Source organism: Guptibacillus hwajinpoensis (genome assembly GCF_020524165.1).
In the GTDB taxonomy this organism is placed as follows: domain Bacteria; phylum Bacillota; class Bacilli; order Bacillales; family Guptibacillaceae; genus Guptibacillus; species Guptibacillus hwajinpoensis_D.
Genome location: NZ_JAIVKU010000005.1, coordinates 85,959 through 111,443, shown reverse-complemented (window position 1 = coordinate 111,443; position 25,485 = coordinate 85,959). Strand labels below are relative to the sequence as shown.

Genomic DNA, 25,485 nt, shown 5'->3' with positions numbered 1-25,485 from the left:
TTCACCCTTTCTTCCATATGCAACTTGCATAGGTTATACAGAAAGTGATAAAAGGGCGAGGGGAGAGTATGTGTATTCGTAAACGAGCCTATCAATTAGACGGGGAGTGGACGATCGTTCTTGTCCCTGAACGGCCTAACGGGTTTGGCGTTTTTATCATCGGGGGGTTAACGCATTTTGTAGATGCTGAAACAAGTTTTTGGTTGCAGAATCACACGCGTCACGGTATGATCACTGACTTCCTTGAAGCGGGTTACACGGTTTATACTAGTAACTTGTATGGAAGGCACTGGGGCTCACCAAAAGCTGTGAAATTGACGGAAAGAATTTATAACCTGGTTCATAAACAGGAAATTCTTAACCCAAAAATTCATGTTGTTGCCGAAGGAATGGGGGTTCTAGCTGCAGGTGCTTTTTTAAACAATCGCGAGTCTATTATTCGTTCAGCAGCGCTGTTAAACCCTTGTTTTGATGTCAAAAGTCTTGTTCACCAAGAGCAAATGAATCGGCTTTTTTATAAGAGGTTAGTCAAAGAAATGGCAAGAGCATACGAAATTGAAAATGAACAAGTGATTTCGAAAATACAGCAAAAAGAAATAATCACGTCTTTTTGTCCCATTAAAGTATGGCATCATTCGCTTAAAAGTCCCTATTCGCTAGAACAAATTCGCACCTATGAACGGGTTCAGAGGGAAGCAGGGTATCCCATTGAGCTTGCGCTTTTAAGCGACAGTTACCAATCACTCGGTAAAAAAATGATTCGCTTCTTTCAAGAGTATGAAGAGCTGTAGCGAACTATCGCTTGAGCTTTGTAATGTCCATAGCAGGATGATGTCCGTATAAGATCAGGTCTTTAAGGATTTCAGCACCAAGCATACTGTAAACCGTACCGTTCCCTCCATACCCAAGCATAAAATAGACCCCGTCGTATTTAGGGTGCTTACCGATGTACGGAAGTCCGTCTTTCGTTGAACCAAAAATAGCGCTCCATTCATAAGCAATTGACGCTTTAATGGAAGGAAACAGTTCGTGCAATTTAGTTAACAGCTGATGTCCCTTTTGTTCCAATTCTTCTTCATTGTTCAAATCTGTATCCAAGCCTCCAATAAGGATTCGGCTATCTTCAGTCGTTCTTAAATAATGATAAGGGCGAGCGGTTTCCCAAATAAGTGATCGATTGTGCCAGCCAGGAAGATGGTGAATCGGTTCTGTCGCAATCGTATAAGTGCGCTCCAATAGGGCGCCTTTTGTTTTGGCGAACTCCTGCGTACCATAGCCGGTGGCATAGATGACGTGTTTGGTGCGTATTTCTCCTTTTTCAGTCTGAAAGATAAGATCTTTCTTATTAAATTGATGAGAAAGTACTTCGGTATGTTCAAAGATGCTGACCCCGTGATCTGCTGCATGACTGGCGAGAGCCAGGGCAAATTGATAGGGGTTCACTTCTGCTTCTGTTTTTGTATAGATTCCCGCTGGTGCGGTGAATGAATAGAGGTTTTCAATGGCATGACGATCTAAATAATCAGCATTAAAACCATGCTCCTTTAAAGCTTCATACTCCTTTTTTAATTTTTTAATATCGTGTTCATCGCTTGCGAAATAAAAACTATCTTTACGCTTGAAGCTAGTCTTGTCCTTTAAAGTGGCATTGTATTTATCAAGTTCATCAATGGCTTTCAAACAAAGCTTATAGAAATAGACAGCTTTTTCTTTGCCAAACCGGTCGATAAGGTCGATTAGCATCGCATCATTCGAAAATTGGAGGAGTCCTGTGTTTGCGGAAGTACTTCCAGAGCCAATTGTTCTTTTTTCAATTAATACTGTATCAAGATGATAGTCTGCAAGCATTCTTGCCATAATCGATCCTGACATACCGCCACCAATAATTAATACGTCACATGTGGTCGCGGTTGTAAGTTCTGGGAACGTTCTTGCATTCGTCACAGTTGTTGGCCAAAATAACTGGCCATGATGAAGTTTCATGATAACGTCTCCTTTTCATTCTGCCGCGTTGATAACGTTATTAGAATGAACGCCATGCGCCAAAAGTATTCTTAATGAGTTGAGGTGGGAAGATGAAGAAAGTGTTTATTACAGGTGGCTTAGGGTTTATTGGTTATCACTTAACAGAATTTCTTCTAAACAAAGGGATAGAAATTGTAGCGATGGATGGGAAAGTTGATAAAAGAAGGAAAGCGGAGTATGAAATGAAAGAAATGATGCTTCTTCGAAATGCGAATTACAAACAAATCAATAGTCGAATCGAGGAAGCTTCCCTCGATCAACTAATGAAGGATTGTGATACGATTTTTCATCTTAGTACACCGAAGCTTCTAAATGAAAAGCGTGGCGCAAGAATGATAGAAGAAAGTCTAAAATGTACGCGAAAAGTGATGCAAGCTGCAGGTGGAAAAGTGCTTGTATATGTGTCAAGTACTGAAGTATTTGGTACACGTTATGGAAGCATTACGGAAAGGACACCACATCATCCGCGCTCCAATGCCGGAAAACTAAACTCAGAAGAAGAACGAATTGTTTTAAATCGTACGGGTGAAATCGTTAAAGTTTTGCGCCTTCCACTTGTTTATGGTCCATGGCAGCCGTCTTATTATGCTTTTCAATACTCTCTTTTACATCATAAGCTTCCAAAAAAGTATGAAGAGGAAGGAATCAATTTTCATTTTGATGCCGTTTATGTAGAAGATGTCTGTCGCGCCATTTATCAAGCAGCCACAAGGCGTGAGCACTCAGAAACGTTCAATCTAACAAGTGGGAGAGAAGGAGAATGGCAAAGTGGAGTCGAATGGTGTATAGGAGAGTCAATAGAGTTAGATGGTGATAAAAGATTACGGTGTGGCGTTTCGAATAAAGAATGTGAAAGCAAGCTTGGTTTCGCCAACATCACTTTAATTGAAGAAGGACTTCGACTACAGCGACTGCATACTCAAAAGATGATGGCATTCGATCCTTCAATCTACTTAACGTGATTTTACTGACTGAGAAGGGAAGATTCTAGATGATTGAAAAAACACTTGGAAATTATGATGTACACGATTCCTCTCATGGCCTTCAAGCTTTAAAGGAAACCCGTGAAAAACTTCTTTCAATGGTAAGTGACATTGAATTTCAGGAACTTCATTACGGATACTCAAGTTTTCCTACAGTTGGAGCCTATTTACTTCATATTGCACAAATTGAGCTTTGGTGGGTAAAAAATGCGCTTATGGGTGAAAGTGTAACGGAAGAAGAAAAAGAGCGGTACTATTTCCAAGAGAAACAAGTAATTGCTGCACCTGATGACAAAGAGCTTTCCTGGTTTTTAGCTCGTCTTGCTGAAGCGCGTGACTACATACGTGCTTATTTTAACCAACTCTCAGATGTAGAATACCGTAAGCCAGGACCGGAAATTACGATAAATGGAGAAACGCTCCGTTATTCTCCTGAATGGATTATTAGTCATCTCATTGATCACGAAGCTTACCATAGAGGACAGGCTGCAATGGTATTAAAAATGGTTTCCGGGCAGCGAGAAGCATGGGAGCATTTCAATACACCGTATTTGTCGTTATAATAGGGGATGAGCCTTTTAGGCGAAAGTGAATTAGGAGTGAATGAAATGGATCAAAACATGAAATTTATGCAAATTGCAATGAAGTATTTACCTGAGGCGAAGCAATCGCTTGGTGAACAAGACATTGAACTTGATCTTGAAAAAATGCAGCCGCTACTTCAGCTCTTTCTTAAAGCGATGGAAGATGCTTATGAGCTAGGAAAGCAGGATGCACAGGAATAAGGAGAGAATGAAATGGGCCGTAAAGCTTTCTGGATCTGGTTTGTCCCACTAGGTGGCTTATTGATAGGCATCTTGATCGGCAGTTTTAGTTTAATGGTCATCTCTGGCATCTTATTATTTATTAGTGCAGGAAGCATGCTGTTTCTTTCCAAATGAATTGAAAAGACGTGGATGCACGTCTTTTCAATTATTTTACGAATAAGTTAAGCAAAGAACCCATTTGTTTCACCATAGGCGTGATTTGTTGAACAGTATTCATCATTTTAGGAAAGTCGTATTGCCCGTTTTGTTTTTTAAAGTGATTCATAAATGGCTGACCACCCGGATATCCTTGATAAGGGCCGTATTGGTAATAAGGATGGGGATAGTAAGGCTGCCCACCAGGATAATAATTTTGTCCCTGATATGATGGATAAGGCGGATAAGCTGAGAACGGCTGTTGTTGATAAGGATGATAGCCAGGCTGTTGGTAGAAATAAGGCTGTTGTTGGTTATACGGATACATCCATCTATCCTCCTTTAATTCAAGTTAACTTATGAATAGCTTATGAATCTTATGTATAAATGGTGTGGGGAGCAGTCAGGTAGACAAACAAATTGATATGGATTAAAATTAGTACCAGCTACTAAAGATTGGTTTTAAGTAAGAAAATATCCTATAAAGGGGAAATTCAAGATGAACGCTGGTTTACTAGGTGTAGGACATTATGTACCAGAACGTGTATTGACTAACCATGATCTAGAGAAAATGGTTGATACGTCTGACGAATGGATCCGCACACGTACAGGAATCGAAGAAAGAAGAATTGCGGACGATGATATGAATACATCGGATATGGCTTATTTGGCTTCAAAAAAAGCCCTTGAAGATGCTAATATAAAAGCGGAAGAGTTAGATCTTATTTTAGTTGCGACCGTAACTCCAGACTATCCATTTCCATCTGTCGGATGTTTGCTTCAAGAGAAACTTGGTGCAACAAATGCGGCTGCAATGGATTTAAGTGCAGCATGTGCAGGTTTCATGTACGGCATGATTACAGCTGGACAGTACATTAACAATGATACTTATAAAAACATTCTTGTAGTTGGCGTTGAAAAGCTTTCTAAAATTACGGATTGGGAAGATCGAAACACAGCTGTCCTCTTTGGTGATGGGGCTGGGGCTGCAGTCGTTGGCCCTGTTACGGAAGGCAGAGGGATTCTTTCCTTTGAACTTGGGTCAGATGGTGCAGGGGCCAAGCATTTATACCAGGAGCCAAATGGTTTTATGGCCATGAACGGCAGAGAAGTGTTCAAGTTTGCAGTAAGACAAATGGGCCAATCAGCTATTAACGTGATTGATAAAGCGGGGCTAACAAAGGAAGATGTTGACTTCTTAATTCCCCATCAGGCAAACATTCGCATTATGGAAGCATCAAGGCAGCGACTTGAACTTCCAATCGAAAAAATGGCCACAACGGTGAAAAAATATGGAAATACATCTTCATCAACTATTCCAATTGCGCTATCAGAAGCGATGGAAGAAGGTCGAGTGAAGGATGATGATGTTGTTATTCTTGTAGGTTTCGGAGGCGGTTTAACTTGGGGAGCCGTTGCCCTCAAATTAGGACGTTAAAACTGTAGTATTGAAAAAGGAGCGCTGGTAGAAATGAAGAGAAGAGTTGTTATTACCGGGTTGGGGACGGTTTCCCCACTTGGCAATTCATTAGAGGAAACGTGGACAAATGTATTGAATGGTGTTTCGGGGATTAACCCCTTGACTCGTTTAGATAAAGATCAGTTTGCTGCAAAAGTATCAGGGGAAGCACTCGAATTTGATCCTGAAAAATATATGGATCGTAAAGAAGTTCGGAAAATGGACCGTTTTACACAATTTGCGGTAGCTGCTTCTCAGATGGCTGTTGAAGATGCAGGTTTGAAAATCAATGAAGAAAATGCCGATCGAGTTGGCGTTTGGATTGGATCAGGTATTGGCGGTATGGAAACGTATGAATCTCAATTCCGTACGTTTATGGATAAAGGCGCTCGTCGCGTTAGTCCATTCTTCGTTCCAATGATGATTCCAGATATGGCATCAGGACAAGTATCCATCATGCTTGGAGCAAAAGGAATTAATTCATGTACAGTTACTGCATGTGCTTCAGGAACAAACTCAATTGGAGATTCGTTTAAAGTGATTCAACGTGGTGATGCAGATGTCATGATCACTGGTGGATCTGAAGCTCCGATTACAAGCATGAGTGTCGCAGGGTTTGGCTCGATGAAGGCACTTTCGACAAATCCGGATCCAGCTTCCGCAAGTCGCCCATTTGATGCAAACCGTGACGGTTTTGTCATTGGAGAAGGTGCGGGAATTCTTGTCATTGAAAGCCTAGAATCCGCAGAAAAACGCGGCGCGAAGATTTATGCAGAAATCGTAGGATACGGTTCTACAGGTGATGCTTATCACGTTACGCAACCTGCACCTGAGGGAGAAGGTGGCGCAAGAGCTATGAAACAAGCGATTGATGATGCGGGTCTTTCTCCGTCTGATATTGGTTATATTAATGCGCACGGTACAAGTACAGATTACAACGACAAATTTGAAACTGCTGCAATTAAGTCGGTATTTGGAGAGCACGCCTATAAGCTTGCGGTTAGTTCGACTAAGTCGATGACTGGTCATTTGCTTGGTGCTGCAGGTGCTGTCGAAGGTGTCTTTTGTGCGAAAGTGTTAGAAGAAGGGATTCTTCCACCAACGATCAATTATGAAACCGCAGATCCAAACTGTGACCTTGACTATGTGCCGAACAAAGCAAGAAAAGCGGAAGTGACTGCTGTTATGAATAATTCTCTCGGTTTTGGTGGTCACAATGCAACATTGGTGTTTAAGAAATTCGAGAAGTAACGAATGTAACCTCTGGGGATGACCCAGAGGTTATTTTTTTGTTTATAGCTGAAATGTCTTTGCGACAAAACGAACACAAAGGGCATGTTCTTTTGAAATGCCTCCAGCGCTTGTCGACCCTAACCGCCCACTTTCGCTTTTCGTGTCTAGCTACGACTCGCAGAAACTGCGATATTTCACACTTTCACCAGAACACAAAGGGCGTGTTCTAGTTCAAGCGCTCCAATATCTCCGTTTCTAAACGCTCGTCTCCGCTTTTCAGTGTTCTATTAATCTTTTCTTAATAATATAGTGATTATGGAATAATTTAACTTGGTCCTGACTATACTGTTTTTACAAACAGTAGCGAAGTGAGGGGTAGCCAGATGTTGTATTTGCGAGATGTTTGGGTGAATTGGTTTGAGGGTGAAGAGAATGGGTATAACGTTTGTGATTTTCATGAATGGCGTAAAGATGATTTCATTGAACTATTGGATCAGGTGCCTGTCATTAAGGTAGAGTCTGTTTTGTATCACTATATCGAAAATGATTTAAGTGAGCTTCCAGAGAGTTTACTTAGTGATGTCTTTCAGCAAAGCTATATTCGAAAGAACAATGAACGATCCCCTTTAGAATATTGCTTCCTGGCTACGGATGGCAGAGGGGTTATCGTGATTGATACATTAGGATATAAAATTCCGATCCGCAAGAGCCGTGTGATTCCAAGACAGGAAAAGGCGGTTTATGAAATGGTTGCCGATATTGAAGCTACACGTTATCCATTTGAAACGGACCAACCGATGAAAGAGCATCATATTCTTTCTCCAGGTCCAGACATCATGATGGGACTGACACGAAAGGAAAGGCAACTAAAACAGCTCTTGTTTATGGCACTCGATCAACTTTATTCAAGTGGAAATTCAGCAGAGATTCGATATTGGTTCACTGAGTGTCAACCGAAAAAATATGTGCAGATTCAAAATATGGAAATGGACGAGGCATGGGAAGGGCTTTACAGAGAAGTGAAAGCGGGTTGGTCCGCAAAACATGAGCAAATCTGTGAACGAATCATTAAAGGGCAACCGTATTTTGAGAAAATATGGGAGCTTGAAAAAGGGACACATGTAAATTAAATAAAGAAGGCTGCCGTGGAAACGGCAGCCTTCTTTTTATTCATCTTATCTTCTTTTTCTCTCAAGACCCATCGCCCGTTCTGCTTTTACTAGCATTTTAGAGGCTTTACGGTTAGCTTTTTCAGCGCCAAGATCAAGAATATCATCTAATTCTGAAGAAGTAATTAGCTCATTGTATCGTTCTTGAATTGGTCTTAGTGTTTCAGCAATTACCTCTCCTAGCTCTGCTTTAAAATCTCCATATCCTCGTCCTTCATAAAGTGATTCAATCTCTTCAACACTTTTGCCGGAGCAAAGCGAGTAAATGGTTAACAAGTTTGAAATGGCTGGTTTTTCTTCTTTGTCATAACGGACTACGCCATCTGAATCTGTTACGGCACGCTTCACCTTTTTAACAATTGTAGAAGGCTCATCAAGCATTGAAATGAAGGCGTTTTGATTGGAATCAGATTTACTCATTTTTTTTGAAGGATCCTGAAGTGACATAATACGTGCTCCAACTTTTGGAATGCGAGCATCCGGCATCACGAAAATGTCGTTATATTTACGATTAAATCGCTCAGCAAGATTACGCGTTAGTTCGATATGTTGCTTCTGATCATCACCAACAGGAACTATTTCTGTGCCATATAGAAGAATGTCAGCAGCCATTAAAGGTGGATACGTTAGAAGTCCAGCGCTGACAGCGTCTTTGCCTGTAGACTTATCTTTAAACTGTGTCATGCGCTCAAGTTCGCCGATATAGGATACGCATTGTAGCATCCAAGCGAGTTGGGCGTGAGCAGGTACTTCAGATTGAATAAACAACGTGGATTTTTCAGGGTCAATTCCTGATGCCAGGTAAAGGGCAGCAAGGCTCCTTGAATTTTGTTTTAATGCTTGCTTTTCCTGAGGTACTGTGATCGCGTGTTGATTAACAACACAAAAGTAGCACTCATTATCGTCTTGTAAATCAGTAAAATGTTTCATTGCCCCCAAGTAGTTTCCAATTGTTAAAGTTCCACTCGGTTGAATTCCGGAAAAAATAACGCTCATTGTGTTGTGCTCCTCTCTAAAATAAATAAAATTGAATACAAAAAAGTCCATTCATCCCTTTATTGCTAGGGACGAATGGACCGTGGTGCCACCCTGCTTATCCAGTAAGACTGAATCACTTATGGTAATCAATACCGCTAGTGGTAACGTGAATGCTCACGCCAATGCCTACTTACTCGTTTCAGCAATGGGGCTCAGAAGTCCATTCCAAACTGTGTGATACCTGTTCTCACCATCCACAGGCTCTCTAGAAACACAACAATTTGTACTACTCTTCCTCATAGCCGTTCTGTATCCTTATTGTTTACTATTATAGCGTAAGGATTTGTTTTGATGCAACAAGTTAGCTACTTATAATTGCAATGGAAATCAAGATTGTCACAACCGTACAAAAACCACCGGCGATTAACAGCGGATAGGTAATTGGGTTATCATAATCTAGCTTATATTTGATCTCAGAATGATCTTCCTCAATCATTTGTCGTTTTGCAGTACTTCGAAAGTAACGTTTGAATGAGTAAACAATACCGTCGAAAAAGCCGGTTTGAATAACATGAAGAGCCGCACCAATAAGCAACATACCAAGAGCAATCATGAAGAGAATATCTGAGACAGGCTGTAAGCCAAACCCTCCATCGGATGAAATTGATAGGATCATTGAAGCAACAATGGCCAGAATAACAAGCACACCTGACTTGATTATAAGTGATTTCATAGTAACCCCCATTTTTCTTTCTATTGTTTAGTATAAAAAAAGAATGAGCCAAGAACAATATATAGCAGTGACAAATATGGAGCACATTTACATATCATTCATGTTTCAGAATATTTCGCGATATGCATACAATATACACGAACGTATACTATATACTTTCAGGTAAGGGGGCTAGATAGATTTTCATACATTTCTCTGTAAAATTTTAAAGAGTACCCGTAAACCAGAGAATTTATACCAGGACTAAAGAACTATTTTCTGTTATGCAAACGTAATGGTGACGCGGTTTTTGTAAATCAGTGTAAAAATTATGTATGCAAAATAGTTAGAAAACTTGTATAATACGAGTTGTGGGCGAAACAAATCAAAAAATATCTCGTAAATTGTTAGATAATTTGATGAATTTCGTCATGCGGATTACTAGCTTTTATAGCTACATATTTTAAGGGAGGTCACACAGCATGAAGAAATCAAGATGGACGCTTGTCCTATCTCTTGTGCTTGTTTTGAGCGTATTCCTGTCAGCTTGCGGCGGCGGCGGCTCAAACAACGGGGGGAACAGTGGCGGTGAAGGTGAAGGCGAAGGCGGTTCTGCTGAACAAGTACTTAACTTAGTAGAAACAGCAGAAATTCCTTCAATGGATACAACACAAGCTACTGATAACACATCTTTTAAAGCAATGAACCAGGTTTTCGAAGGACTTTATCGTCTTGACGAAAATAACGAGCCTACACTTGGTATGGCTGCTGAAGAACCAAAAGAAGAAGAAAAAGACGGTGAAACTGTTTACACATTCACAATCCGTGACGATGCTAAATGGTCTGACGGATCCGATGTAGTAGCAGGAGATTTCATCTATGCATGGCATAAAGCACTAAACCCAGATACAATTTCTCCTTACGCTTCTATGTTTGGTACTGCAGGAATCAAGAACGGTAATGCCATCATTACTGAAGGTGATCCTCTTTACGGTAAAGTAGAAGAGCTTGGAGCTAAAGCAGTAGATGATAAAACACTTGAAATTACTGTTGAAAATCAAGTTCCTTATTTCAAATCGTTGCTAACTTTCGCAACGTTCTATCCACAACCGGAAGCATATGCTGAAGAGCAAGGCGATAAGTTTGCTCTAGAAGCTGATACAATGCTTTACAATGGACCATTCGTATTCTCTGAGTGGAACCATGGTGAAGGCTGGACTTACGAGAAGAACACTGAATATTGGGATGCTGAAACTGTAAATCTTGAGAAAATCACTACGAAGATTGTACAAGACGTTGCAACAACAGTTAACCTTTACGAAACAGGTAAGATCGACCGTGCTGGTCTTTCAGCTGACTTCGTAGATCAATTCAAAGACAATGAAGAGTTTTCGACTCTAGTAGATCCTACAATGTACTTCATGCGTTTAAACCAAAGCAATGAAGCACTAGCTAACAAAGATATTCGTAAAGCACTATACCTTGCATATGATCGTGAAGGACTTGTAAATGTTCTTCTTAACAACGGATCTATTGCTGCTAAATATTTCGTGCCGAAAGACTTTGTAAAAGGTCCTGAAGGTGATGACTTCCGCGAATTCGCTCCAGACGGTTTCTATGCTGATCAAGGCGAAGAAGAAGCGAAAGAAGCTTGGAAAGCTGGACTTGAAGCACTAGGTACAGATTCCGTTGAACTAGAATTCCTAACGACTGATAACGAGCTTGCTGCGAAAATTGCAGAATATGCAAAAGATCAGTTTGAAACGAAGCTTGATGGTCTTACTCTAACAATCAACAAGCAACCTTGGAAGCAGTTCCTTGAGCTTGAAGATTCTGGTGACTTTGATATCTCAACTGGTGGTTGGGGACCTGACTATCCAGATCCAATGACATTCCTTTATATGTTTGAAACAGACGGTGCATACAACCGCATGGGTTACTCAAGCGAAAAGTATGACGAGCTAGTTTCAGGAGCTAAGAAAGAAACAGATGAAGCGAAGCGTTGGAAAATGATGCAAGATGCTGAGAAAGTTCTAATGGAAGAGGACGTAGCAATCGTTCCTACTTACCAAAAAGGTAACGCAATCCTTCAAAAAGATTACGTGAAGAACTATTATGTTCATTCCTTTGGTGCTGACTCATCATACAAATGGATCAAGATTGAGAAATAATTTAAGATTTTCAGGAGAGTATATGTCATCCTGACATATGCTCTCTTTTTTACCTGTAATAAGAAATATGTCGAAATGTAAGCTAGAAACGAAATAGATAGAAAATTTTTTCTAGTGAAATTCCATTTTTCGACTTATAATAAACAAGCAGGTATCTTTTGAGGAGGTTGGTTGTAGTGGGACGTTATATTGGCGGAAGAATCATCTCAATGTTGATTACCTTCCTAATTATTGCTTCGCTAACATTTTTTCTAATGAAGCTTCTCCCTGGTACACCGTTTAATAACCAGGATAAGTTAACAGAAACACAAATTGTTCAGTTAAATGATAAGTATGGTTTGAACGATCCAGTTCCTGTACAATATTTCAATTACATGAAGAATTTATTATCAGGTGATCTCGGCGTTTCCTTCCAGCAGGATGGTCGTGAAGTCTCTACTATTATTGGTGAGCGTATTGGTCCATCTGCTTATCTAGGATTACAATCCTTGGTAGTGGGTACTATTATTGGTCTTTTCCTAGGAATCATTGCAGCATTAAAACACAATTCGTTCCTTGATTATGGAACAATGGTTATTGCCGTTCTTGGTATTTCAATTCCAAACTTCGTTATCGCTGGTCTAATGCAATATTGGCTTGGTGTTAAGTGGCAGCTATTACCGGTAGCTTATTGGGATGGCTTTGCTTATACCATCATGCCAACGATTGCAATTGCTTCGATTGTTGTCGCAACGATAGCTCGTTTTATGAGAACTGAAATGTTAGAAGTTCTTGGACAGGACTATATTACAACAGCGAAGGCAAAAGGCTTAAGTAGCACAGCGGTTGTTATTAGACATACAATCCGTAATGCTTCTATACCTATCATTACCATTATGGGACCACTGGTTGTAGGTCTAATGACAGGTACTCTCGTAATTGAGCAAATTTTTGTTATTCCAGGACTTGGTGAGAAATTCGTTAACTCGATTTTAACAAATGATTTCCCAATTATAATGGGTACAACGCTATTCTTTAGTTTACTATTCATTGTTGTTATTTTATTAGTGGATATTATGTATGGCATTATTGATCCACGAATTCGTTTAGCGGGAGGTAAGGGTTAATGAGTATGAAACAAGAAAAACTACATGACATCTCAGACGACATGTTTCAACCCGCTAAAATTGATTCATCTGAAAATGAACAAATAGCTCGCGAAAGTACCGGGTTTTGGAAAGATGCATGGAGAAGATTGAAGAAAAATCCTGGTGCGATCACTGGTCTTGTCATTATAGTTGCTATCATTTTGTTAGCTATTTTCGGACCAGGAATGAATGAACACTCATATTCAGAGCAGGAGTTAACACGAGCAAAACTTCCGGCTAGAGTACCAGTTCTGGAAAATATCAGCTTTCTTGGAGTGAATGGTGTCGATATTCGCGGAACCGATCAGTATGAAGCAAAAGGCTATGAAGACGAGTATTTCTGGTTCGGTACCGATGAATTCGGACGTGACCAGTGGACTCGAGTATGGCAGGGAACGCGTATTTCACTATTCATTGCAGCAGCAGCAGCATTTATTGACTTTGTAATCGGGGTAGCTTACGGAGGAATCTCAGCTTACTACGGTGGACGAGTTGATAATATCTTACAGCGTATCATTGAAGTGTTAGTTGGTATACCAAACTTAATTTTGATTATCCTTTTTATTCTAATATTTGAACCTGGAATATTCTCAATTATCCTTGCCCTGTCTGTTACTGGATGGATAGGAATGTCACGAATTGTTCGAGGACAAGTATTAAAGCTTAAATCACAAGAATTTGTCCTTGCATCACGTACTTTAGGCGCAACGAGCGGTCGAGTCATTGGGAAACACTTAATTCCTAACGTACTTGGTCAAATCATTATTACAACAATGTTTACAATTCCGAATGCGATCTTCTTCGAGGCGTTTCTAAGCTTTATCGGTTTAGGATTACGTCCACCAGAAGCTTCGCTAGGTTCGATTATTAATAACGGATTTAAGAGTCTACAAATTTATCCGCATCTTGTGCTATGGCCTTCCATTATCATTTCATTGATTATGATTGCCTTTAACCTACTTGGTGATGGCCTGCGAGATGCATTTGATCCAAAGCTACGTAAATAGGGGGAATTCGAATGGAAAAGATTCTAGAAGTAAACGATTTGCACGTCTCCTTTGATACGTTTGCTGGAGAGGTACAAGCAGTTCGTGGAGTAAACTTCCATTTAAATAAAGGTGAAACATTAGCGATCGTAGGAGAGTCTGGTTCAGGTAAATCTGTTACATCAAAAGCAGTTATGCGCTTGATTCCAAATCCACCAGGACGCATTAAAGAAGGTGAGATCAAGTTCGGTGATCGTGACCTTGCTCAGCTGTCCGAAAAGGAAATGCAAAAAATTCGTGGATCAGAAATCTCGATGATTTTCCAGGATCCAATGACATCTCTTAACCCAACCATGACGATTGGAAAACAAATCATGGAAGGGCTAGTGAAACATCAAAATATGAGTAAGTCTGAAGCAAAAGAACGAGCAATAGAGCTTTTAAAACTTGTTGGAATTCCAAACGCTGAAGGTAGAATTAATGAGTTTCCTCACCAATTCTCTGGTGGTATGAGACAGCGTGTGGTTATTGCAATCGCCCTTGCATGTAACCCACGTGTTCTTATTGCGGATGAGCCAACAACCGCATTAGACGTAACGATCCAGGCACAAATTCTTGAACTTCTTAATGATCTTCAAGAAAAAATGGGTACATCGATTATCTTTATTACACACGACCTTGGGGTTGTTGCAAATATTGCAGATCGTGTAGCTGTAATGTATGCTGGAAAAATCGTTGAAACCGGAACAGTTGATGAAATTTTTTATAATCCTCAACATCCTTATACGTGGGGATTGCTTGGCTCAATGCCAAGCCTTGATTCAACAGACGAAGAGCTGATTGCGATTCCAGGTTCACCTCCAGATCTACTTGATCCGCCTAAAGGCGATGCTTTTGCACCGCGTAACCCTTACGCGATGAAGATTGATACCGAGATGGAGCCACCGTTGTTTAAGATTTCAGATACACATTATGCAGCAACGTGGCTATTGCACGAAAAAGCACCTAAAGTAGAACCACCTGCAGCGATCAAAAAACGGATGCAGGGTATGGCTCCAAGTGAGCCGATTATTGGCGCGAAAGATGGTGGAAAGAATGTCTAGTCAAGAGAAACTACTAGAAATTAAAAACCTGAAGCAGCATTTTAAAGTAGGTAAAAGTACTGTAAAAGCCGTTGATGGGTTAACATTTGATATTTATAAAGGTGAGACATTCGGTCTTGTTGGGGAGTCTGGTTGTGGGAAATCAACAACTGGACGTACGATTATTCGTCTTTACGATGCAACGGATGGGGAAGTTCGTTTTAATGGGGAAGATGTACATGGTAAGAAGTCTGCAAAAGAGCTTAAGAAGTTCAATCAAAAAATGCAGATGATTTTCCAGGATCCTTACGCTTCACTAAATCCGAGAATGACCGTTTCTGATATTATCGCTGAAGGTATAGATATTCACGGTCTTTCAACATCTAAAAAAGCTCGTATGGACAAAGTAGTTGAGCTACTTGAAACAGTAGGTCTAAACAAAGAGCATGCGAACCGCTATCCCCACGAATTTAGTGGTGGACAAAGACAGCGTATCGGAATCGCGCGTGCCCTTGCAGTAGATCCAGAGTTTATCATTGCGGATGAACCGATTTCAGCACTGGATGTTTCCATTCAAGCACAGGTTGTTAACTTGATGAAGAAGCTTCAACGTGAAAAAGGGTTAACGTATTTGTTTATTGCGCATGACCTTTCTATGGTGAAATACATCAGTGACCGTATTGGGGTAATGTATCGTGGGCAAATCGTAGAGCTTGCTGAAAGTGAAGAGCTTTACCGTAACCCGCTCCATCCCTATACGCAATCATTACTTTCTGCGATTCCACTTCCGGATCCAGAATATGAGCGTTCCAGAAAACGTAAAGTTTATGATCCTGAAAAACATCTTCCTAAAGATGGAGAAGAACGTGTCCTTCGTGAAGTGATGGAGGGTCACTGGATCGCATGTACAGAAGAAGAGTATCAAAAGTATCAAGTTACGGTGTAAACCGCTAAGGACCGCATTTCAATTGAAATGCGGTCCTTTTATCGTTCTTTTTTGTTTTTAAATTTTGTCACAAGATAAGCGCTATAGAGAACAACAGGGACAATAAGAAATCCTTTTATGTAAAGGGATAAGTCTTTAGGCAGCGAATAGTCTACTAATATGAGAGCACATAGAATAAAAGTAGAAACGAGTAAACTAATTTTTAATTTTGACATAAGAACTCCTTTGAATTATGCAGTCGGTCGTTATAGCTTAACGAAAATAAAGAGGAGGGAGCACATGATTTTCTACCCATTTAATCCTGAATTTGATCATAAATCACTAAAATTAATCAGGTCTGAAAATGGTGGAAGTAACGATAAGGAACCTTCACCTTATTCTACAATATACCTGTTTGAAGAAAAAGACCAAACAGTCGGTTATTTATGGTTTGAAACAGGTAAAGCACAGGTTGAATTAATGGAGTTTTATTTTAAAGGAGAAGAAGAAAAAAGGTGGGGTCTTTACGATTTTATAGTGAAGTTAGCTAAGAAACAGAATGAAGAAAGATTAAGAATGCGTATTCCAGCTACTAGCTTAGGAGAGAAATTTCTAAAAAAATGGGAAGGGAAGGTGGTGGAAAGGGATGAAAGGGAATTACGGATCGAGATCCCTTTCCTGCGCGAACTGGCATAATAAAACTTACACACTTTGCTGCCATTTCGTTTGATTGTTCAAGCTTTTTTCAACTAGCTGGTCAAGTGATGAAAGTTCTAGGCTTGCCTCTTCTTCGGACATCACTTTATAGTGGTGATTGCCACCCGGCTCTTCATCAGCTTCATCAGCCATTGCAACAACTTCTTGAAGGGCATTGCGATTGACAGTGCCAAGGAAGTAGGAATCTGTATGAAAGAGAATGGCAACGGCAATTTCTTTCGCTGCAACAGGATTTTCACCTAAACGAATCAACATTTTATGTGCTCGTTCGGCACCTTTAATTGCGTGAATGTCGTTTTGCTTATATAAGTTATAGTCCCACTTTCCATTACGGTACCACGTATAGTGGCCGATATCATGAAGCAAAGCCGCTTTGGTAGCAAGATCAGGATTTACTTCTAGTTTGTTTGCAAAATGATAAGCGTGTTTGGCCACAGTAATCGCATGAGCCAGTCCTGCTCGCTTAAGGTATTTGCGTGCAAATGGAAGTTGGAATATATCTGATAAGGTTACGTTTCTCATGGTAATGGCCTCCTAACCGACTTAAATTTATTTTTCTAATCATCATACCAGCTAGTGAAAAATAAATCAATTATGAACGTTCAAGAAAAAGACTTTAGAAATTTTACTGGAAGTTCTTTCAAAGACTGTATATTCATCTTATAATAGAGAAGGCAAACTAATAAAGGGGAGAGAAGCTGTGCGTATTTTTAAACTTGGGTTGAAAAGCCTGTTCGCGTCGGTGTTGTTATTTTCTGTGTTCGGACAAACTGTTTTGGCAGAAGATGCACGATCCGCGACAAATCTTAAAGGTTTTGAGGTAGAAAAAAAAGAATTAACACTTCCAGATCGCCTTCCAAGATTCGTTTATGATTCTGGACTCGATTTTAAGTATCCAGATGCTGTAAGAGGTATTTATGTAACAGGAAATTCCGCTGGTGGAAGTCGATTTAGTAAATTGACGAAATTTGTGAATTCAACTGACTTAAATGCGATGGTCATCGATTTTAAAGATGATTTTGGTAACCTTACATATGAACCTAAGAAGGACTCTCCATTAGCAGAATATGAGATTGGTAAACCTTATATGAAAGATCCACGCAGTGTATTGGAAGAAATGGAGAAAAACAACATTTATCCAATTGCGAGAGTCGTAGTATTTAAGGATACAGTTCTTGCAGAAGCGAGACCAGAACTTTCTTATAAAGAAGGCGGATCAATTTGGAAAAATGGACGTGGAGAAGCGTTTGTAAATCCATTTAAAGAAGAAGTTTGGGACTATAACGTGCAAATCGCAATTGAAGCTGCGAAAATGGGCTTTAAAGAAATCCAATTCGACTATGTTCGTTTCCCTGAAGGATTTGAAACACGTGAAGATACACTGGAATATACGATGGGTAAGTATGCCGATATGGACATGGACAATGTGCAGAAACGAGTTCAGGCTGTAACCGATTTTGTTGCATACGCGAATGCAAAACTTGAACAGTACGATGTTGATGTATCCGTTGATATTTTTGGATACTCAGCAACGATTCCTGAAGCGCCTGGAATTGGACAAAACTTCTCGAAAATTTCTAGCAATGTCGATGTGATTTCATCAATGATTTATCCAAGTCACTGGGGATCTTACTTTGGCATAGCTAAACCAGATCTTGAGCCTTATAACTTAGTTAACGAATATGCAAAAGTTGAGAATGAAGTGTTAGGAAAGCTTGATGATGCGCCTACAAGCCGTCCATGGATTCAGGATTTTACTGCAAGCTATTTAGGCAGCGGTAACTATCTAAACTATGGTAAAGCAGAAGTCGAAGCGCAAATTAAAGCCCTGAAAGACAATGGTATTAATGAGTTCCTTTTATGGGATGCAAGTAATAGTTATACAAAGAATGTTGATTATACACCTTAATTTATTCGTCTGAAGACCGCAAATATGGCGGTCTTTTTTCATTAAGAGTGATCTTCTAATAAAGTCTTCCAGTTTTTTTGACTGTTATGCAGTGGTTTTTGATAAGTATTCTTTTTCTTATTAAATAAGAGATGACCAAATGTGTTTAATACGATTGCCACAAAAGCAGTAAAGCTAATGATTAGAATGGCTAACAAAAGAAATTCACTATAGAAATTCATGTTCACCCTCCTTATCCATCATTTAGTTTAAGTGTACGAAATGTTTACTTATGAAAGAAGAGGGGAAAATATCGAATAGCCCGTCTAGCACTATCTTACTGGATAAATGTGTTATACTTATAGGGAAGAATTCATTATAAGGGAGTAGATCAATGAACTGGTATGAGAAGCTGAAGCAATATTTCCCCATTGAAGAGATGAAATCAAAAGAGCATATGGACTTGCTATTGGAAGAAAAGGGTGACATTTACATTAAGGACGAGGGACCGCACCATGTTCTAATGTATGCCGATCTTCCTGATTTCATATTCGTGGACTATATTTTCGTTTCCAGGGATGCCAGAGGTCAGGGGCTAGGAAAGAAATTAATTGAAAAGCTGAAAGAAAAGAAGAAGCCAATTGTCCTTGAAGTAGAGCCAGTTGATTATGAAGAAACGGATACCGAAAAAAGACAGCGCTTTTATTTGCGAGAAGGTTTCAAACATGCAAAGTCAATTGGGTATCGAAGAAGATCTCTTGCTACGAATGAGATTAATGAAATGGAGATCTTATACTGGTCACCAAGTGAAGCTGGTGAGAAAGAAATATATGAAGCCATGAAACATACGTATCAAGAGATTCACACCTATAAGGATCAACAGCTATACGGTGCATCTTATCAGCCTGTAGAAGAGGTACTAAGCCTTAAAGAAGAGAAGGAACTTATTGAAGAGTAAGAGAATGGTTTTCGATCAGGAGGGAAACTTCTTATGAAGAATCGTGAGAAGAAAAAGCAAAAGAAGCGCGAATGGTTGAAGGATTTATTGAAAAGACGCTGGAAAACCTGGAAACCGCAGTCTTCGAAAGAGCCCGCCTCAAATACGAGAACATCTGCTTAACGCTAGCAATTAAAAAAAACCGAAAGCCATTAACGGCTTTCGGTTTTTTCAATGGATTCCATTTTTTTCTCTAATCGTTTTTGACGGCGAAGGTCAATCAAGTAATACACAACGGGAATGAAAACAAGCGTAATAAAAGTAGCAACGCTTAACCCGAATACGATCACAATGGCCATAGGCTGTTGAATTTCCGTTCCTTCTCCAAAGCCTAATGATAACGGGACAAGGCCAAGAATCGTTGTTAAGGCTGTCATCAGGATTGGTCGTAAACGAATAGGACCGGCTTCTAGTATCGCTTCTCGCGTATTCATTCCTGTCTCACGAAGTTTATTAATATAATCAACGAGAACAATTGCGTTATTTACAACGATTCCAGTTAAAATTAGCATTCCAACGAGCGATCCAACTCCAAGAGGCTGGAAGGAAATGAGTAAGCCGAAAATTATACCGATGGCGGTTAACGGGACAGAGAACATGATAATGAACGGATAGAGAAAGGATTCAAATTGTCCTGCCATCACCATGTAAACAAGAACGATGGCGAGAGCGAGTGCGCCGGACAACTTAAAGAAAGCATCATTCATTTGTTCATCCTGGCCGCCAAACGTAATTTTATATGAATTACCTGGTAGTGGAACATCTTTCACGAGCTTTTCTCGAATTTCGTCGGTCACTGTTCCAAGATCTCTCCCTAACAAACTAGCCGTGATTTCAACTTGTCTCAGTCGGTCTGTACGAGTAATTTCGGAAGGACCTAGACCTCGTTCAATATCTGCTACAGCAGAGAGAGGGATTTTTTCACCAGTCTGTGTTTCAATTAAAAGACTGGAGAGCGAATCAAGTGAATCTGTATACTTATCTTCCACTGCGAGGCGAATATCGAGCTGATTACCATCTCGAGCTAGGTTGCTCGCTACAAGTCCTTTCGTGGCATTTGAAATTGCTGTTGAAATCTGAGAACTTCCAATTCCATAACTAGCTGCTTTCTCCCGATCGATCAGAATTTGAACTTCAGGATTGTTGGATTCAATACTCGAAGTTGGTTCTCTTACACCATCCACTTCTGAAATGCTCGTCATCACATCATCTGATAGCTCTTTTAAGACATCAAGGTCTGGTCCGATAATGTTAATGGAAATGGGATCAGCACTAAACCCTGAGTCACTAGCCGATACAGATATATCGGCATTAGGTATCCTTTTCAGTTCCTTTCTAATATCTTCTGCTACTTCAAGATCGGACTGATTTCGCTCATTAATAGGCACAAGAAGCACGCTATAAGTAGCTCGATTTGTCTGACTTCCCGCACCAACACTAAAATTATCGGTACCGCCTGCTGTTAAATAGGATAGGTCAACTTCAGGAATGGACTTTAACACGTTATCAATTTCTTCCGTAACATTTTCAGTTGCTTCTAATGAGCTTCCCGCAGGAAGATTCGCTGAAATGTTCACGAAACTTTGATCCTGCGCAGGTAGAAATTCAGTTCCAATAAAAGGAGCTCCTGCAGCCGAAATAGCTAAAAGCAAGACGGTAGCGCCAACCGTTTTTTTAGGATGGGTTAATGTTTTATCCAATACGCGTCTGTACCAATTGTTCACACGATCGAATTTTAATTGGAAAATGGATTTTGATTCGTTTCGATTCATTAAGAGTGAAGAGAGCAATGGAACGATAATAAGAGCTGTAAATAGTGAGGCCAATAGGGAATAGGTAACAGCAAGTGCCAGTGGCTTAAAGAGCTGAGCAGCAAGACCCGTTACAAAAACAATTGGCAGAAAGACGACAACAGTCGTGAGTGTCGAAGCGATAATGGCGCTACCCACTTCTTTCGTTCCTTCAACAGCAGCCTCCTTAAGGGATTTCCCCTCTTGCCTTAGTCGATAAATGTTCTCAAGAATAACGATCGAATTGTCGACCATCATTCCAACCCCAAGAGCCAGTCCTCCGAGTGTAAGAAGGTTGATGGTTTGACCTGAAAAGTACATTAATATGAACGCACCTACGATTGAAATCGGGATGGAAAGACCAATAATCAACGTGCTTCGTATATTTCGTAAAAACAAATAAAGCACTGCAGCAGCTAACAGACTTCCAATAATAATGTTCCACACAACCGCTCGGATTGATTGGTTGATAAATTTGGCTTGATCAAACACTGTTTTAATTTCCATGTTTTCTGGAAGGGAAGGCTCTATTTCTTCAAGCTTGTCATTGATTTGGTTAACAACCTGAACGGTATTGGCGCCTGATTGCTTCTGGATTGAAAAGCCAATTGCAGGCTCCCCGTTTAAGTAGCTTTCTTGAACAGCAGGCTTCATTTTCTCTTCAATTTCAACGAGCTGATCTAGTTTTACCGTACCGTTCTTCGTTGGCACAGCCAAGTTTTTGAGATCATCTACAGATTCAAACTCACCAGTTACCCGTAGCGGAAGATTTTTATTTTCGGTTTCGATGGATCCACTAGGTAAGTTAAGGTTTTCTGATCCGATAAGCTGTTGCAAGTTGGTCAGCGTAACCCCGTATTGACTAAGTTTATCTGGATCAGCCGTTAATCGAATTTCTTTTTCAAGCTGTCCTTCAATATTAACGGCAGCAACACCTGGAACGGAATCCAGTGATGGTTTGATTTGATCTTCAATCACTTTTTTGACAGCAGTAAGGTCTTCTTCTGATCCAGCGACACCGAGCTGCATAATTGGAATATCACTTGGATTAAATCGTAAAACTTTTGGGATGGGAACTTCAGATGGAAGAGAGTCCCGCACAGCGTCAATTTGTTCTCGCATGTTCAGGGTAGCAAAATCCATATCTGTTCCCCATTCAAAGGAGACGAGAATCAATGCTCCGCCATTTTGCGAAACAGAGGAGATGCTTTCAACATTTGGAAGAGTACCCATTACATTTTCAAGAGGAGAGGCAAGTAGATTCTCAACCTCCTCCGGTCCAGCGCCTTCATACGTAACGGTTACCGCAGCAACAGGAAACGTTAAATCCGGAAAAAGGTCGACTGGCATGTTTCGAAGTGAAACGGTTCCGATAATGAGAATGAAAATAATGACCATCCCCATGGCGATGGGGCGAAACACGGAAAGCTTAGCAATATTCATATGGACTCAACTCACTTCTGTACCTGGATTTCGGATGCCTCATTTAAGCGATCTTTCCCTTTAGTAATCACTTGATCCCCTTTTGAAAGGCCGCTTGTAATTTGGATGTTTTCGTTCGTTTCTGTGCCAAGTTCAACATTTACTTGTTTTACTTTTTTACCTTGAGGTATGTACACAAATGTTTCTTCGTCACCATAGACGATCGATTCTTTCGGTACAATGATGGCATTCTCAATGACATCCGTTTGAATAGTGGCCGTTGCTTTCATCCCGCCTTTAATTTTCAAGTCTTTATTATCAAGAGGGATTTCAATGAGAAACGAGCCCGTTTGTTCATTAGCGGTCGGGGGAATCGCATTTAATTTTCCATCAAATGTTCCGTCCACTCCATCGAACGTAATCTTTACATCTTGATCCTTTTTTAACTGCGATATTTGAAAGCTATTAACTTGAAATGTCGCTTTAATTGGATTTAAATTAACGACAACAGCAAGAGGCGTACTTGGAACAGCCGCTGCGTTTTCTTCTGCATTAATTTGAGAAACAATCCCGTTAATAGGAGATTCAATCGTTGTTGCATTTAATACATCTTGAGCTTGATTTAAACTTGCTTTTGTTTCAGAAAGCTGTGTTTCTAACTGTGTCACATTTCCAGCAGACATAGAAGGTACCTGTGTTGCTGCCTGAGATAATTGCGCTTGCTTAATCGTTACTTCAAGGCTTTCTTTTAACACATCAGCTGCCGTCACCTCTTCAGAATCCAACTCACTTAGAAGTTCTTTCGAGCGCTCAAGAGATTGATTTAATTCTGACTGAAGATTTTTCAGTTCCTGTGCACTTTTTTCAGCTTGTCCTGATAGCTCTTTCGCTTGGTTAACAGCTTTCTCCAGTTCGTTCACAGCATTTGCAAGTTGATTGACATTTTCTCTTGCTGTTGAATCGTCCAGTGCAGCGATCAAATCCCCTTTTTCAACCGTACTTCCAACGGAAACGTTAATTTCTGTTACTTTAAGGGGAGAAGGGGCAGCGAGAGGGATCGTTACACCAGGTGTAGCTTGTCCGGATAATTCAAGATCGTTTGAAAGATCTTTTTGTTCGACTGATGCCACTTCTACCGGTATTGGTTCATTCGACGTTTCTTGGTTAGTAATCTCTTCTGTTGTACAAGCGCTTGCAAAGACAAGCATACTGGCAAGAAAAACGGCCTTTTTCATATTATTCACCTCAGAATTAGTGTATCTCTTACGAATCGTATCATGTGAACAAAACTTTTTTAGCGTGAAATTTAAACATTTTTAAAACAATACAGGTTTGGATACTCGGAAATGGGGAATATAGGAGTTAGGTTTAACTAATTGTATAGCTATTGTATAGCTTTTATGTAATTTTTGTCATCCCCTATTTATTTGATAAGAATTGTAGTATAATACAAATTGTGAAAAGATAATTTTTCTAATGTGGATTTGACGTTTACTTATAGAAAGGAGCAATTCCTTATGGTAACACTCTATACATCTCCAAGCTGCACATCTTGCCGAAAAGCAAAAGCGTGGTTGCAAGAGCATGATATTCCTTTTACAGAACGAAATATTTTTTCTGAGCCTCTAACGATCGAAGAAGTGAAAGAAATTTTACGAATGACGGAAGATGGAACAGATGAAATTATATCAACTCGCTCTAAAACATTCCAGGAATTAAACTTAAATCTTGATACGGTTTCTTTGCAGGAATTGTTTGAATTGATTAGCGAGCATCCAGGGCTACTTCGCCGTCCAATTATTTTGGATGAAAAACGACTTCAAGTTGGTTATAATGAAGACGAAATTCGTCGTTTTCTACCAAGAAAAGTTCGTACATTCCAACTTCAAGAGGCACAACGTCTCGTTAACTAATAAAAAACTTCTACAGCTCAGCCTGTAGAAGTTTTTTTTGTGGCGTTTTTAGCGTTATTTAATGTAGGGTTGAAAGTATATGATGTTTCCTTTCATTTTTTTTGCGATCCATCCTCCAATAATCACAATTAAAACAAAAGCAAGTTCAGTGATCATCTCCATCGAAGGATAGGTATAGAAGAACGTTTTTAGTTCAGCCGCGCTAGTTAACATTCTGGCAGATGTAAATGCTAAAATGCCAGCACCGAGGTAAATTAATATCGGAAAATGATCAAGGGCATGCATGATCATGCGACTGCCCCATACGATAATAGGGATAGAGATCAATAATCCGAAAACGACGAGCGGTAATTTTCCTTCTGATGCGCCTGCTATTGCGAGCACATTATCAAGTCCCATGATGAGGTCCGCTACCACGATTGTACGAATCGCTCCCCAAAATGAAAACGTCGAATGAATCGTTTCACCGCTATCACTATCGATCACCAGTTTAAACGAAATGTAGAGAAGAAAGAGGCTACCGACGATTAGTAAGTAGGGGAGCATCAATAAATAGACAGCGACTATTGTTAGTGCTATTCTAAGTCCAACAGCAATCGCTGTACCCATCATAATGGCTTTGCTCCGATGAGATGGAGGGAGATTACGACAGGCTAATGCAATCACAACTGCGTTATCACCACCCAGAACAAGATCAATTCCGATAATAAAGAAAACCTGAGTAATCGTTTCTAAGTCAAACAAGGAATCCACTCCCGAGTAGCGAATTTTTAATCTCATGACAGGAGCACTTTTGGGCAAGCTATACACATAAATAAATATATCGTGTATATGGTTTAATATGAGTGAAAAAATCAAACGATTTTTTATTTCCATTCTTTGATGGTTTATCATAGAATGGTATTACAAGAGAAAAGTGGTTAATGAGAGCCGCTTAAGGGAAAGA

At 40.0% G+C, this 25,485-nt stretch carries 28 protein-coding genes and 1 other annotated feature; of the genes, 18 read left to right on the top strand and 10 right to left on the bottom strand.

Going from position 1 to position 25,485, the window contains the following annotated elements; genetic code table 11:
- The first annotated feature begins 68 nt into the window (after nt 1-68).
- Nucleotides 69-791, top strand: a complete 723-nt coding sequence (locus LC090_RS13545; RefSeq protein WP_226658571.1) for a hypothetical protein — start codon at nt 69-71, stop codon at nt 789-791.
- A 4-nt stretch (nt 792-795) separates the two neighbouring features.
- Here LC090_RS13545 and LC090_RS13540 read toward each other — a convergent pair whose 3' ends face one another.
- Nucleotides 796-1,983, bottom strand: a complete 1,188-nt coding sequence (locus tag LC090_RS13540; protein WP_226658570.1) for an NAD(P)/FAD-dependent oxidoreductase — start codon at nt 1,981-1,983, stop codon at nt 796-798.
- 92 nt (nt 1,984-2,075) lie between these two features.
- On the opposite strand from LC090_RS13540, the gene LC090_RS13535 reads away from it, so the two are divergent.
- From LC090_RS13535 to LC090_RS13520, 4 genes are read left to right on the top strand one after another with little or no spacing between them, the layout of a single operon-like run.
- A complete protein-coding gene (locus LC090_RS13535; RefSeq protein ID WP_226658569.1) occupies nt 2,076-2,987 on the top strand; it encodes an NAD-dependent epimerase/dehydratase family protein in 912 nt (303 codons plus the stop codon).
- A 29-nt stretch (nt 2,988-3,016) separates the two neighbouring features.
- On the top strand, nt 3,017-3,571 hold the full coding sequence (locus LC090_RS13530) for a DinB family protein (RefSeq protein WP_226658568.1): 555 nt from the start codon (nt 3,017-3,019) through the stop codon (nt 3,569-3,571).
- A 6-nt stretch (nt 3,572-3,577) separates the two neighbouring features.
- Nucleotides 3,578-3,793 carry a ComZ family protein gene (locus LC090_RS13525; RefSeq protein ID WP_224594943.1) on the top strand — a complete coding sequence of 72 codons (216 nt, stop codon included), beginning with the start codon at nt 3,578-3,580 and terminating at the stop codon, nt 3,791-3,793.
- A 12-nt stretch (nt 3,794-3,805) separates the two neighbouring features.
- Complete coding sequence (locus LC090_RS13520; protein WP_159782169.1) at nt 3,806-3,949, top strand: hypothetical protein; 144 nt, start codon at nt 3,806-3,808, stop codon at nt 3,947-3,949.
- 31 nt (nt 3,950-3,980) lie between these two features.
- Here the strand turns inward: LC090_RS13520 and LC090_RS13515 are convergent, their stop codons facing one another.
- Entirely contained in the window at nt 3,981-4,298 is a 318-nt protein-coding gene (locus LC090_RS13515; RefSeq protein WP_226658567.1) for a YppG family protein, read from the bottom strand.
- A gap of 171 nt (nt 4,299-4,469) precedes the next feature.
- On the opposite strand from LC090_RS13515, the gene LC090_RS13510 reads away from it, so the two are divergent.
- The 3 genes from LC090_RS13510 to LC090_RS13500 all read left to right on the top strand — a co-directional run bounded on the left by LC090_RS13510 (nt 4,470) and on the right by LC090_RS13500 (nt 7,792).
- Complete coding sequence (locus LC090_RS13510; protein ID WP_226658566.1) at nt 4,470-5,408, top strand: beta-ketoacyl-ACP synthase III; 939 nt, start codon at nt 4,470-4,472, stop codon at nt 5,406-5,408.
- Nucleotides 5,409-5,441: 33 nt separating this feature from the next.
- Nucleotides 5,442-6,680 (top strand): beta-ketoacyl-ACP synthase II, encoded by a 1,239-nt coding sequence (gene fabF / locus LC090_RS13505; protein WP_226658565.1) that lies wholly within the window; start codon nt 5,442-5,444, stop codon nt 6,678-6,680.
- Between the two features lie 365 nt (nt 6,681-7,045).
- Complete coding sequence (locus tag LC090_RS13500; protein ID WP_226658564.1) at nt 7,046-7,792, top strand: YjbA family protein; 747 nt, start codon at nt 7,046-7,048, stop codon at nt 7,790-7,792.
- Nucleotides 7,793-7,837: 45 nt separating this feature from the next.
- Here LC090_RS13500 and trpS read toward each other — a convergent pair whose 3' ends face one another.
- Both trpS and LC090_RS13490 read right to left on the bottom strand, forming a co-directional pair.
- On the bottom strand, nt 7,838-8,827 hold the full coding sequence (trpS, locus tag LC090_RS13495; protein WP_226658563.1) for a tryptophan--tRNA ligase: 990 nt from the start codon (nt 8,825-8,827) through the stop codon (nt 7,838-7,840).
- Between the two features lie 64 nt (nt 8,828-8,891).
- Nucleotides 8,892-9,118, bottom strand: a binding site (T-box leader).
- Between the two features lie 52 nt (nt 9,119-9,170).
- Nucleotides 9,171-9,542: a DUF3899 domain-containing protein gene (locus tag LC090_RS13490; protein WP_226658562.1), complete on the bottom strand. Its 372-nt coding sequence runs from the start codon at nt 9,540-9,542 to the stop codon at nt 9,171-9,173.
- Between the two features lie 461 nt (nt 9,543-10,003).
- Between LC090_RS13490 and LC090_RS13485 the strand changes: the two genes are divergently transcribed.
- From LC090_RS13485 to LC090_RS13465, 5 genes are all read left to right on the top strand, one after another.
- Nucleotides 10,004-11,692 carry a peptide ABC transporter substrate-binding protein gene (locus tag LC090_RS13485; RefSeq protein ID WP_226658561.1) on the top strand — a complete coding sequence of 563 codons (1,689 nt, stop codon included), beginning with the start codon at nt 10,004-10,006 and terminating at the stop codon, nt 11,690-11,692.
- A gap of 176 nt (nt 11,693-11,868) precedes the next feature.
- The gene (opp3b, locus tag LC090_RS13480) at nt 11,869-12,798 is read left to right on the top strand and encodes an oligopeptide ABC transporter permease (RefSeq protein WP_369522754.1); all 930 of its coding nucleotides are present in this window, start codon (nt 11,869-11,871) and stop codon (nt 12,796-12,798) included.
- Nucleotides 12,799-12,803: 5 nt separating this feature from the next.
- Nucleotides 12,804-13,826, top strand: a complete 1,023-nt coding sequence (gene opp3C, locus LC090_RS13475) for an oligopeptide ABC transporter permease (protein ID WP_226659372.1) — start codon at nt 12,804-12,806, stop codon at nt 13,824-13,826.
- An 11-nt stretch (nt 13,827-13,837) separates the two neighbouring features.
- On the top strand, nt 13,838-14,908 hold the full coding sequence (locus LC090_RS13470; RefSeq protein ID WP_226658559.1) for an ABC transporter ATP-binding protein: 1,071 nt from the start codon (nt 13,838-13,840) through the stop codon (nt 14,906-14,908).
- Entirely contained in the window at nt 14,901-15,833 is a 933-nt protein-coding gene (locus tag LC090_RS13465; RefSeq protein ID WP_226658558.1) for an ABC transporter ATP-binding protein, read from the top strand. The genes LC090_RS13470 and LC090_RS13465 overlap by 8 nt, the downstream gene beginning before the upstream one ends.
- Before the next feature lie 38 nt (nt 15,834-15,871).
- Here LC090_RS13465 and LC090_RS13460 read toward each other — a convergent pair whose 3' ends face one another.
- Entirely contained in the window at nt 15,872-16,048 is a 177-nt protein-coding gene (locus tag LC090_RS13460) for a hypothetical protein (RefSeq protein ID WP_226658557.1), read from the bottom strand.
- Nucleotides 16,049-16,112: 64 nt separating this feature from the next.
- Between LC090_RS13460 and LC090_RS13455 the strand changes: the two genes are divergently transcribed.
- Nucleotides 16,113-16,508, top strand: a complete 396-nt coding sequence (locus tag LC090_RS13455) for a GNAT family N-acetyltransferase (RefSeq protein ID WP_226658556.1) — start codon at nt 16,113-16,115, stop codon at nt 16,506-16,508.
- A gap of 6 nt (nt 16,509-16,514) precedes the next feature.
- Here LC090_RS13455 and LC090_RS13450 read toward each other — a convergent pair whose 3' ends face one another.
- Entirely contained in the window at nt 16,515-17,051 is a 537-nt protein-coding gene (locus tag LC090_RS13450) for an HD domain-containing protein (protein ID WP_226658555.1), read from the bottom strand.
- A 184-nt stretch (nt 17,052-17,235) separates the two neighbouring features.
- Here LC090_RS13450 and LC090_RS13445 point away from each other — a divergent pair, with 184 nt between their 5' ends.
- On the top strand, nt 17,236-18,438 hold the full coding sequence (locus tag LC090_RS13445) for a putative glycoside hydrolase (protein ID WP_425590668.1): 1,203 nt from the start codon (nt 17,236-17,238) through the stop codon (nt 18,436-18,438).
- Between the two features lie 41 nt (nt 18,439-18,479).
- On the opposite strand, the gene LC090_RS13440 is transcribed toward LC090_RS13445, so the two are convergent.
- Nucleotides 18,480-18,659 carry a hypothetical protein gene (locus LC090_RS13440; RefSeq protein ID WP_226658554.1) on the bottom strand — a complete coding sequence of 60 codons (180 nt, stop codon included), beginning with the start codon at nt 18,657-18,659 and terminating at the stop codon, nt 18,480-18,482.
- Nucleotides 18,660-18,811: 152 nt separating this feature from the next.
- Between LC090_RS13440 and LC090_RS13435 the strand changes: the two genes are divergently transcribed.
- Nucleotides 18,812-19,375: a GNAT family N-acetyltransferase gene (locus tag LC090_RS13435; RefSeq protein ID WP_226658553.1), complete on the top strand. Its 564-nt coding sequence runs from the start codon at nt 18,812-18,814 to the stop codon at nt 19,373-19,375.
- 33 nt (nt 19,376-19,408) lie between these two features.
- Nucleotides 19,409-19,537, top strand: a complete 129-nt coding sequence (locus tag LC090_RS21955) for a hypothetical protein (protein ID WP_255462008.1) — start codon at nt 19,409-19,411, stop codon at nt 19,535-19,537.
- A 29-nt stretch (nt 19,538-19,566) separates the two neighbouring features.
- Here the strand turns inward: LC090_RS21955 and LC090_RS13430 are convergent, their stop codons facing one another.
- Entirely contained in the window at nt 19,567-22,647 is a 3,081-nt protein-coding gene (locus LC090_RS13430) for an efflux RND transporter permease subunit (protein WP_226658552.1), read from the bottom strand.
- Nucleotides 22,648-22,658: 11 nt separating this feature from the next.
- On the bottom strand, nt 22,659-23,861 hold the full coding sequence (locus LC090_RS13425; protein WP_226658551.1) for an efflux RND transporter periplasmic adaptor subunit: 1,203 nt from the start codon (nt 23,859-23,861) through the stop codon (nt 22,659-22,661).
- Between the two features lie 282 nt (nt 23,862-24,143).
- On the opposite strand from LC090_RS13425, the gene spxA reads away from it, so the two are divergent.
- Entirely contained in the window at nt 24,144-24,539 is a 396-nt protein-coding gene (spxA, locus tag LC090_RS13420) for a transcriptional regulator SpxA (RefSeq protein WP_098443134.1), read from the top strand.
- Between the two features lie 54 nt (nt 24,540-24,593).
- On the opposite strand, the gene LC090_RS13415 is transcribed toward spxA, so the two are convergent.
- Complete coding sequence (locus tag LC090_RS13415; protein WP_226658550.1) at nt 24,594-25,283, bottom strand: TerC family protein; 690 nt, start codon at nt 25,281-25,283, stop codon at nt 24,594-24,596.
- Nucleotides 25,284-25,485 lie beyond the last annotated feature (202 nt).